The organism is Ruegeria sp. CE12, from assembly GCF_056537525.1.
Genome location: NZ_JBQFRS010000005.1, coordinates 344501 through 354364 on the forward strand (window position 1 = coordinate 344501; position 9864 = coordinate 354364).

The 9864-nt window shown below is 53.6% G+C and carries 11 protein-coding genes and 2 pseudogenes; 2 read left to right on the top strand and 11 right to left on the bottom strand.

The window, feature by feature from the left end:
* Positions 1-306: 306 nt before the first annotated feature.
* Positions 307-1185, top strand: coding sequence for a DUF7946 domain-containing protein (locus tag ACR0IO_RS14695; protein WP_480742354.1), 879 nt, complete (start codon positions 307-309; stop codon positions 1183-1185).
* Positions 1186-1280: 95 nt separating this feature from the next.
* Here the strand turns inward: ACR0IO_RS14695 and ACR0IO_RS14700 are convergent.
* The 3 genes and pseudogenes from ACR0IO_RS14700 to ACR0IO_RS14710 form a co-directional block, all read right to left on the bottom strand.
* A pseudogene (locus tag ACR0IO_RS14700) lies at positions 1281-1376 on the bottom strand (50S ribosomal protein L23); the annotation flags it as partial.
* Positions 1377-1381: 5 nt separating this feature from the next.
* Positions 1382-2416: a fatty acid desaturase gene (locus tag ACR0IO_RS14705; RefSeq protein ID WP_480742355.1), complete on the bottom strand. Its 1035-nt coding sequence runs from the start codon at positions 2414-2416 to the stop codon at positions 1382-1384.
* Positions 2417-2668: 252 nt separating this feature from the next.
* Positions 2669-3349: a hypothetical protein gene (locus ACR0IO_RS14710; RefSeq protein WP_480742356.1), complete on the bottom strand. Its 681-nt coding sequence runs from the start codon at positions 3347-3349 to the stop codon at positions 2669-2671.
* A 366-nt stretch (positions 3350-3715) separates the two neighbouring features.
* Here ACR0IO_RS14710 and ACR0IO_RS14715 point away from each other — a divergent pair, with 366 nt between their 5' ends.
* On the top strand, positions 3716-4120 hold the full coding sequence (locus tag ACR0IO_RS14715) for a hypothetical protein (protein ID WP_480742357.1): 405 nt from the start codon (positions 3716-3718) through the stop codon (positions 4118-4120).
* A gap of 112 nt (positions 4121-4232) precedes the next feature.
* Here the strand turns inward: ACR0IO_RS14715 and ACR0IO_RS14720 are convergent, their stop codons facing one another.
* The 8 genes and pseudogenes from ACR0IO_RS14720 to ACR0IO_RS14755 all read right to left on the bottom strand — a co-directional run.
* Entirely contained in the window at positions 4233-4529 is a 297-nt protein-coding gene (locus tag ACR0IO_RS14720; RefSeq protein ID WP_008757532.1) for a 50S ribosomal protein L23, read from the bottom strand.
* The gene (rplD, locus tag ACR0IO_RS14725) at positions 4526-5143 is read right to left on the bottom strand and encodes a 50S ribosomal protein L4 (RefSeq protein WP_170334382.1); all 618 of its coding nucleotides are present in this window, start codon (positions 5141-5143) and stop codon (positions 4526-4528) included. Before rplD ends, ACR0IO_RS14720 begins: the two co-directional genes overlap by 4 nt.
* Complete coding sequence (rplC, locus tag ACR0IO_RS14730; RefSeq protein WP_170515968.1) at positions 5140-5865, bottom strand: 50S ribosomal protein L3; 726 nt, start codon at positions 5863-5865, stop codon at positions 5140-5142. The genes rplD and rplC overlap by 4 nt, the downstream gene beginning before the upstream one ends.
* Positions 5866-5883: 18 nt before the next feature.
* Entirely contained in the window at positions 5884-6198 is a 315-nt protein-coding gene (gene rpsJ, locus ACR0IO_RS14735; protein WP_008756422.1) for a 30S ribosomal protein S10, read from the bottom strand.
* Between the two features lie 190 nt (positions 6199-6388).
* Positions 6389-7363 (bottom strand): DUF2971 domain-containing protein, encoded by a 975-nt coding sequence (locus ACR0IO_RS14740; protein WP_480742358.1) that lies wholly within the window; start codon positions 7361-7363, stop codon positions 6389-6391.
* A gap of 181 nt (positions 7364-7544) precedes the next feature.
* Positions 7545-7694, bottom strand: a pseudogene (locus tag ACR0IO_RS14745) (EF-Tu C-terminal domain-related protein); the annotation flags it as partial.
* A 22-nt stretch (positions 7695-7716) separates the two neighbouring features.
* Complete coding sequence (locus ACR0IO_RS14750; RefSeq protein ID WP_480742359.1) at positions 7717-9429, bottom strand: amidohydrolase; 1713 nt, start codon at positions 9427-9429, stop codon at positions 7717-7719.
* A 238-nt stretch (positions 9430-9667) separates the two neighbouring features.
* Positions 9668-9864: EF-Tu C-terminal domain-related protein (locus ACR0IO_RS14755; RefSeq protein ID WP_480742360.1), on the bottom strand; the 197-nt coding region annotated here is incomplete at its 5' end.

Genomic DNA, 9864 nt, shown 5'->3' on the forward strand with positions numbered 1-9864 from the left:
TAGGTGCCAAGGGTATAGGGCCCCGAAGGTCCCCGGTTACAAATATCAGAGGCCCCGGAACGAATCCGAGGCCGCAAGATTGGGAGCATGTAACAGGGTTGAGGGTAAGTGTCTATAGGGAGATATCCCAAACCTTAAAGAGTACAACAGCTCAATCTCGAATTGCTGTGGTGTATCCGTAAGGCACATGCATTGAAATCCCCATTTTTCGCCATGTGATGAGTATTATCTTTTTGATCTGTCTCATTAAACGCCTTGTGGTTGTGTGCAATCTGGTGAAGATCACTTCCCAGAAGGAGACTTGTATTGACCGACGCTCAGAGAATTCAATTAAACTACAAAATCAAATTTGAAGGTCAGGATGCAGATCAACACAGACTGGAAGCCTATCTGGCAGCACAGACACTCGAAGGTTTAAGTTGGGCATTAGCACTTACATTACATTTTGGCGTGACCGGGGATGTACGTGGACGGGGTGATCTATCTCGATCTGCCAAAATTTACATCTCTCCGCCTAGACGCGGCAGTGTCATTAATGAGTTAAATATCTTCGTCCAAGAAAACCCCTTCTTGGTGGCAACTGCCGGAGCCTATGCAGTCAACACGATTACGCCGTACCTCAACGGGCTGATTAGATACACGTTCAATAAGGCGATTGGAGAAGGTGGGGAGTTTCCAACCGGCGCTAAAAAGATGCTCAGAAGGCTTAACGGCGACAATCTAGAAAAATTAGTAACACGGATAGAGCCCCCGTTGACCCGAGCGCACACGGTTATTGGAAAGTCAGCAGACACAATCACCTTCAAGTCCAAAAGAACAGATTTGGCCATCCTAAATTCGGCAACAAAAGCTTACATGGACGCAAAGCTCACGGATGCCTTTGAAACGATTGATACAAACGTAACCTCGTTCAACGTTTTAACTGGAAATGGGCGCCTCTATGATCCAGACACCGGAGAAACAGAGGCGTTTAGCCTAGGTTCGTCTCCACAGGGTGGCACGAAAAACATCCTAATAAACAGTATGGATCAGTTTGCATCTGGCAGGCATGGAACGGTCCGCATCACAGTGCAAAGAGTTGAGACTATAGAGCATCGACTAAAAAAATTCATCGTTTCCGCTGCCGAAGAAATTCCGAGAAGCGATTGGGTGGATGGTATCGACCCTATGAGATCCGCACGATAGAGACTGACAGATTGAAAGTTCAAGTTTTCTGACAGCACTCAGCACCCCAAAATCCCTGCATTCGCGGGGGTTTTCCTCTTCAAAAAAGGGTTCGGTCAGAGAACGGTGGACACGTCGATGATGCTCCCCTCTCTCAGGGTCACATATGCTTTTTTGACGTCTTTCTGACGGCTCAGCTGGCCACAGAACCTATCGCTCACCCATAAAGGGCGCGGGCCTCGGCGAAGGACAACAGGCGGCGGCTTTGCTCGTCCCACAGATGCAGCCGCGCGTTGGCGAGACTTTCACGAATGGTCATCTGATTGCTGTTGGCCAGTTCGTCGTGATCCCGAAGCACCTCGGTCAGGCGATAGAAAGGAATGCGGCTGTACAGGTGGTGCACGTGGTGGATACCGATATTGGCGCTGAACCACTGCAGCACAGATGGCAGGATGTAATGCGAGCTTCCGTGCAGGGCTGCCTCATGCAGCTGCCAGTCCTCATCAATATCCCAATGCGTGTCTTCGAATTGGTGCTGCACGTAGAACAGCCAAACACCAGCTGTTGCGGCAATCAGTGTTGAGGGCAGAAAGATCAGCAACACCGGCATCAGCCCGCCAAAGTAGTAGACGGTCAGGAGTGCGGCCAGAATGGCGACATTGGTCCCCATCGCGCTGACCCAGAACCTCACACTACCCGTCAAACCCAGCGGGAGGCGGTTCTGGAACAGAAACAGATAGCCGGGACCAAGAACGAACAGGGTGATGGGGTTGCGGTATACGCGATACCAGAACCGGCTCATGGGTGACTTTGACTGGTACTCGGCCACTGTCAAAGTGTGGATGTCGCCCATCCCTCGTTTATCCAGATTACCCGAGCTGTTGTGATGCGTCGAATGCGTGCGGCGCCAGACGTCGTAGGGTGTCAGGGTCAGCACCCCTATTACCCGTCCAACCCAGTCACTGACCGTTCGGTTCTTGAAGAACGCCCCGTGCCCGCAATCATGTTGGATCGCAAACAGGCGCAGCAAAAAGGCCGCATTCAGGACCGCAATTGCAAATGCTAACCAGTAGCTGACGGAAAGCGCCATCCAGGACAGCGCCCAAAGCACAAAAAATGGAATAATGCTGACACCCAGCTCAAAGGAGCTGCGCCACTGATTAGGCTCACGGTATTTGGCAAGCGTCGAAACCCAATCCCGCGCGGCGGTTTTATCCGGGTTTTCCCGGGTCGAGAGAGAGGTTTCGGTCATGCGCCTGCCATGTCTTTTGCTTGTTGAAAGCCGGATAGACTACCAGCCCGCCATAGCAAGCGAATTGTGCAAAACAAGATTGTTTGGCGCTCAAATTTCTGAGTCGCTGCTTAAGAACAGGCCCCACATGTGCAGGACTCTATCTCTTTCCAGAGACGTTTCCGATCACGGATAGCTGGACAGGCCGACATGTGTTGCTCTCTACCAGGCTCACCTCTGCTTTTGACGCGTCTCCGATGGGTAGCGATACTCTCACCCTAGCGACCGCCTTCTGCAGAGCGGCTCGGACTCCACTGCAATGCGCTGCTGGCGCTTGATATGGCCCAGCACCTCGCGAAAGGCACGGTGCTTGGGCTTGCCTTCCAGATAATCCGCAAGCTTGAGCAGGTTGATCGGGTGCTTCGCAATCAGCACCTCAATCCGCTGCACAGCATCGTCCAGCTCATAGCTGTCCACGAACTGACAAGCCACCTGCGTGGGCGTCAGCAGGCAATAATCCTGTGGGCGTTTTTGGGTATAGCGCGCGATGTCGAAAGGAGATGCGCCAAGGGCGTGGAACTTAGGGATGTGCACGCGTATGTCAGCCTCGGCGTGCTCTATTACCGTGCCGGAGGTCTGACGAAAGCCCAGCGGCCCAAGCTTGCCAACGACGTGCTTACGCATCGCCGGAGAGACCATGTCCACATCCGCCCGGTCATATTTAAGATCATCGAAAACCGACAACAGCCGCAGCTTCTCATCCGCAATCTGAAAATAAGGCTCGGAACTGAACCTACGCATCTGCGTCAGTACTTGTGCACGCACAGCATCAGGATTCGAAGCAAGATCAGTGTCAGGATGCTTAACTTCCGCTCTCTGAAACAGTCTCTGGAAACGTCGGAACAGAGGTGTTTTCTCGCTTAGATTTTCCCGTGTTTTGTCGATATCCTGCATGATCTTCAATGTAACTTGGATATCCCCGGCGACCATAGTTCAGAGGCAAAAACACTCAAGACACGTCTTGAGCATTCACGGAAATAGACACACAAAGGACGCTTTGGCGCAGCAAAGCCGATCAAAGATTGGCGCTCACGTTAATGGAGCCACCCTCTTCCGGGCTCACATATGCTTTTCGACGACCTTCCGACCGCCCGGTTAGCCTTGGAACCGCTTGACCTTTCTTACGGCTTTGGCGGCTCTCACATCCGGCATCATTCAGCCTGCCTGATCTAAACTCCAACTCCATTGACCTGAGATTTTGCCATAGCCTGTCACAATGCTAGGCTTCGCTACGATTTCCATAGCTCAAAGGACGCGACCATGAAGAAGATACTCCCACTGGTCTTTGCACTTTCCCTAATCGGGTCATCCGTGCAGGCGCAAAGAGTGGCAGACGTTAAGTTTGCACCCGGAAACTACGGAACCATGGTTAACGGCACGATAACTGGCGATGAGTATTTCGACTATAAACTCGGTGCCAACGCAGGCCAGAAAATGTTTGTCGAGCTGAACGTGGCCGATACCAACGGCAATGGCACGATTTACTACAACATCCTGCCCCCTGACAGCGATGGTGCCGCGATCTACAATGGATCCATCAACGGCAATACCACCACAATCGATCTGCCCGAAAGCGGAAACTATACAATCCGTGTTTACCTCATGGGCAATGACCGGGACGCCGGCAAAACAGTTGGGTACAATATCGATCTGTCGATCCAGTAAACGACTGCGGTGCAGACTTACCCAAATCTCTCGATCAACATGCTTCTGAACTGGCAAAAGAAAAACCCCCGCTTTCGCGGGGGCCTTAATCTCATCCCAAAGACGGGTCCGATCAGAGACCGGTGGAAACGTCGATGGTGTTACCCTCTTCCAGGGTCACATATGCTTTTTTGACGTCTTTCCGACGGCCCAGCTGGCCACGGAACCGCTTGACCTTGCCTTTGGTCACGGTGGTGTTCACCGCTTTGACCTTCACACCAAACAGCGCCTCAACGGCCTCTTTGATCTGCGGCTTGTTGCTGTCGATCGCCACTTCAAAGACAACCGCGCCGTTTTCGGACGCCATGGTCGACTTTTCGGTGATGATCGGCTTGCGGATCACGTCGTAGTGTTCTGCCTTCGCGCTCATTTCAGACGAGCCTCCAGTGCTTCGACAGCCGCTTTGGTGAGCACCAGGGTGTCACGCTTGAGGATGTCATAAACGTTTGCACCCATCGACGGCAGGATATCCAGACCTTCGATGTTGCGCGACGCCTTCAGGAAACCTTCGTTCACGGTCGCGCCGTCGATGACCAGAGCGCGTTTCCAGCCCAGGTTTGCAACCTGTTTGGCCAGTGCGGCGGTCTTGCCTTCGGCTTCGGCGTTCTCGATCACAACCAGTTCACCTGCTTTGGCTTTTGCCGACAGAGCGTGGCGCAGGCCAAGCTTGCGGAACTTCTTCGGCAGGTCGTGGCCGTGCGAACGAGGGGTCGGGCCCTTGTAGATACCACCCTTGCGGAAGATCGGCGCGTTACGGTCACCATGGCGTGCGCCACCGGTGCCCTTCTGGCGATAGATCTTCTTGGTCGAGTAGCTGGTTTCCGAGCGGGTCTTTACCTTGTGGGTGCCAGCCTGCGCGTTGTTGCGCTGCCAACGGACCACACGGTGCAGGATGTCCGCGCGCGGCTCCAGGCCGAACAGGTCCGCATCCAGCTCGATGTTGCCGGCTTTGCCGCCGTCCAGTTTGATTACATCAAGTTTCATGCTTCACCACCTTCCGCGGGAGCTTCTTCCGCAGGTGCTTCGGTTGCAGCCGATTTCACAGCAGCCGGGAAAGGCAGGCCTTCCGGTGCTTTCTTCTTGACGGCGTCCTTGACGGTGACCCAGCCCGATTTCGGTCCGGGAACGGCGCCTTTGATGAAGACCAGACCACGGTCGGCGTCGGTTTTGACGACTTCCAGGTTCTGGGTGGTAACACGGGCAGCACCCATGTGACCGGCCATCTTCTTGCCTTTGAAAACCTTGCCCGGGTCCTGACACTGACCGGTCGAACCGTGCGAACGGTGGCTGATCGAAACACCGTGCGAGGCGCGCAGACCACCAAAGTTCCAACGCTTCATCGCACCGGCAAAGCCTTTACCGATCGAGGTACCCGAAACGTCAACCTTCTGACCTTCCAGGAAGTGTTCTGCCGAAATCTCGGCGCCCACATCAATCAGGCCATCTTCGGAGACGCGGAACTCGGCCAGCTTACGCTTGGGCTCAACCTTTGCAGCGGCATAGTGACCGCGCATGGCTTTCGAGGTGCGTTTTGCCTTGGCAGCACCGGCGCCCAGCTGAACGGCGGTGTAGCCGTCTTTGTCAGCGGTACGCTGTGCAACAACCTGCAGGTTGTCCAGGTGAAGAACGGTCACAGGGATCTGCTTGCCGTCTTCCATGAACAGGCGGGTCATGCCAACTTTTTTTGCGATAATACCAGAGCGCATAATCTATACCCTCCGATCTTACGACTGCAGCTTGATCTCGACGTCCACACCAGCAGCGAGGTCGAGCTTCATCAGCGCGTCAACGGTCTGGGGGGTCGGATCAACGATGTCGAGCAGACGCTTGTGCGTACGGATCTCGAACTGGTCGCGGGATTTCTTGTCAACGTGAGGGCCACGGAGAACCGTGAACTTCTCAATCTTGTTCGGCAGCGGGATCGGGCCGCGCACGTTCGCGCCGGTCCGCTTGGCAGTGTTGACGATCTCTTGCGTGCTGGCATCCAGAACGCGATAGTCAAATGCCTTCAGCCGAATACGGATGTTTTGGCTTTGCATAATAACAGCCTTTTTTAGGCGTTGAGGTTGAGAGGAGGACAGACGCGCATCGCCAACCCTCTTCGAACCCAAAAGGCGGGAATCACCCCGCCTTGATGTTCTTATTGAGAACTCGCGCGTATTAGTGGGGTTGGTGGGGTTTGGCAAGGGGGTAAGTGAAACCTACTTGCGCATTCATCTGTGTTCTGTCCTAGTCCGTGCGCAAAGGAATATCCGACGAAACCACCTTTTCTCGATACTCAGTCACGTTCGCCTCTTCCAACACTTGCCGAAATGCCTGAGCACTTACATAGGGGTACTCTGTGGGCCCAATAATGACCCGATCCAACAAACTTGGCGCGTCAGCACCAAACAAGCCAACTTCTGGATCATGTTTCAAAGGCATGACGTAGACAATCTGCGGAACACCTCCCAGCACCTCGACACGCCTTTCCATAGCGGCACTGCGTTCTTCATTTGGCCGGTAGAAGAGACGCCATTCCCGCTCTTCAGAAAACCCCGGGTGCTTTGTGACGATGGCAGTATGAAACAACATGTGGTGAATGTAAGTGACGACTGTATCTTGCCCCAATGACTGCAAATATTTGCGGTTTATTAATATGGCGTCCGTAATCTGATCCAGCCGAGCCCGATATGCATCTTCAGATAGATACATCACTGGCGCAGAGTAGACCGCCAACTTGTCAGTAAACGCCATCATTGGAGCATTATTTACAACAAGTGCGGTATCACCATAGGCACGCCACATCGACAGCCGCCCGCTCTTATCTTCGTCCTCACTGTGCTCGGAAATGCATGCGATGTATGTTTCCAGTTCCCAATCGTGCATCCAACCTTGCAGACGTTCATCAACAAGACTGATCGTCCCTTCAAATATGTCCTCAACGGCTTCCCTGAAACGCTCTCCAGCCTCGCCCGAAAAGACTTTATGTATTAGATCAATGCCATACGAGATTTCCGAAAAATCGTTCATAACGGTCGCATTGCGGAACCAGAGCTCCTTGTTGCGGATAACCTTCAGAGCCGTGTCTGCACTAGTATAGTAGGCGAAACGGCTTTTGTTTTCAGCAATTTCAACTATTCTCTCAGGGTAACCTGGCTGGAATATCTCCCAGAATTTTCGAGTATAGTCATCGACTTCCATCAATTTACCAAATTCCTTCATTCTCCAATTATGCTAGAAAACTAGACGTTGGTGACACGGGCGCAAGACATAATCAGTGTCCGCTGAAAGATATGAAAAAGGCCGCCCCTTTTGGGACGGCCTTCTTTAGTTCAACCGAGTTGCTCCCGGCAGATTTTCCTTTAGAAAATCGCCTGCCGCAACCAGGCACGGCAAGCGCGCCTTACTCGACGATTTTCGACACAACGCCGGCGCCGACGGTGCGGCCGCCTTCGCGGATCGCGAAGCGCAGACCGTTTTCCATCGCGATCGGCGCGATCAGCTCAACGCCGAACGACACGTTGTCGCCGGGCATGACCATCTCGGTGTTATCTCAGTTTCCCAAATTCGATAGGCTAGTTTCTAACAAGCCACGGGTCTTCAACCCTCATGCCTTGATAAACCGCGTGCAGGAAAAGATGAGCAATCACAGGGTCATTTGAAAATGGCGAGAATTGCAAATTGCCCTCTCTGACGCCCTCCTCAGCTTCATAGACAACCTCATCCCCTTTGACAGTCACCAGCACCTCAAGTTCAGCCAGAGTCTCCGGATCGACTGCCGTGGGATCATCCGACAGGATCACAAAATCCGCCACTTTGCCGACCTCAATCGAGCCCTTCTCATCTTCCTCAAAATGCTGCCATGCCGGCCAGATCGTCATTGCCTTTAGTGCGGTCATGGCATCTACCCGCTGATGCGGTCCCAAGATATCACCGGAGCGCGTACGGCGCGTAACCGTAGCTGCAAGAACACGCATGCTGTCTGGAAAGGCCACCGGCGCATCGTGATGAGTGCCGAACATAATGTCACGTTCGCGTAGCCATCCTGTGGGAGAGATATTGTCTGCATTGACCGGCCCAACAGTATGATCTCGGTGCCAATCGCCCCAATAGAACGTATGCATCGGGAATAGCGACGGAAACACACCAAGGCGCTTAAAACTGGCAACTTGATCCTCTCGCAGAAACTGACCGTGAACCAAAACCGGGCGGTTGCCAGGGTCGCCATACTTGATCTGCGCCTCTTCGAGCGCAGCAATCAGCATGTCAGATGCTCCTTCGCCGTTGGAATGCACAAGGATCTGGAAATCATTCTCGTAACACCAGTTCACGGCGTCCTGGAGTTGTTCCATGGTTATGGCGGCATAACCTGCGTACCCCGCGGCATAGTTTCCAACCGGATCATAGTAGGGTCGATCCCGCAAAGCCGTGAAGCCCTGCGGCGAACCGTCAATTGTCAGCTTGCAGCCCCCTACCCGAACCCGGTTGTCATAATCCGCCGAGGTGTTTGCTTCAATATACTCCCTCGACTCGAGAACATCCGGAAACGCTACAACGTCGATAGGAAGCCCTTCTTCGGCGGCAACTTTCCTGAGAACTTCGACAATTTCGCCTGAAGATCGACCTTCTTGTCCGGTCGTATACCCAAACTTTGCCCAAAGTTCGGTCCCAGCTCGGGCGAATTCGGCAAGCCCTTCCTCACCCAAATTCCCCAACATCGGCACGAGAACCGAAAAGAACGCGTATTCTTCCAGAACTCCATTTGGTTCACCGGCTTCATCGCGTTGAATGACCCCACCCGGAGGTGCTTCGGACGCCGCCGTGATACCAGCCAACTCCAGCGCTTTCGAGTTTGCCACGCCTAGGTGCCCGGACTGATGAATAATGACAACGGGCAAGTCCTCGGACACCCTGTCCAGCTCTTGTCGTGTTGGGTGACGGAGTTCCTTTAATTGAGCATTGTCGTAACCGAAGCCGATGATCATTTGGACCTGTTCAACGGCCTGCGCATTCTCTTCGGCCCAGTCAGTCAGTGTGGATTGCAGACTGGCGATATCAATGACATCCCCGTCCGGTGGCGCAAGAAGGTTAGCTGACAGTGCCTGCAAACCGCCCATGACGACATGTCCGTGGCTATCAACGAACCCCGGAAGCATCGCGCGCCCTTCCAGATCATAGGTTTCAGTTTCTTCACCCTGATGCGCCGACAAGTCAGACAGCGGACCAATCGCAAGAATGCGTCCGTCTTTGACTGCAACAGCTTCGGCTGACGGAGCCGTATCGTCCATCGTTACAATTGGCCCGCCCAAATAGATCCGATCCGCAATCTGTTGTGAGGACGCTGAGGTGGATGAGAAAGCAACTGCTGCGACAAGACAAACTGAACGCGCCGAAAAGTGCATCTTATGACCTCTTTCTAATTGCAATGTCTCAATACGAAAGAAGTTAGCATTACTGTTGGTTTAGGCAAAAACGAAAAAGGGCGTCCCGAGGGACGCCCTTTCTTTGGATATTCGCTGGCGCGACTTACTCGATGATTTTCGAGACGACGCCGGCGCCGACGGTGCGGCCGCCTTCGCGGATCGCGAAACGCAGGCCGTCTTCCATCGCGATCGGAGCGATCAGCTCGACAGTGAAGCCGACGTTGTCGCCAGGCATAACCATCTCGGTGCCAGCTGCCAGGGTCACGGTGCCGGTCACGTCAGTTGTACGGAAGTAGAACT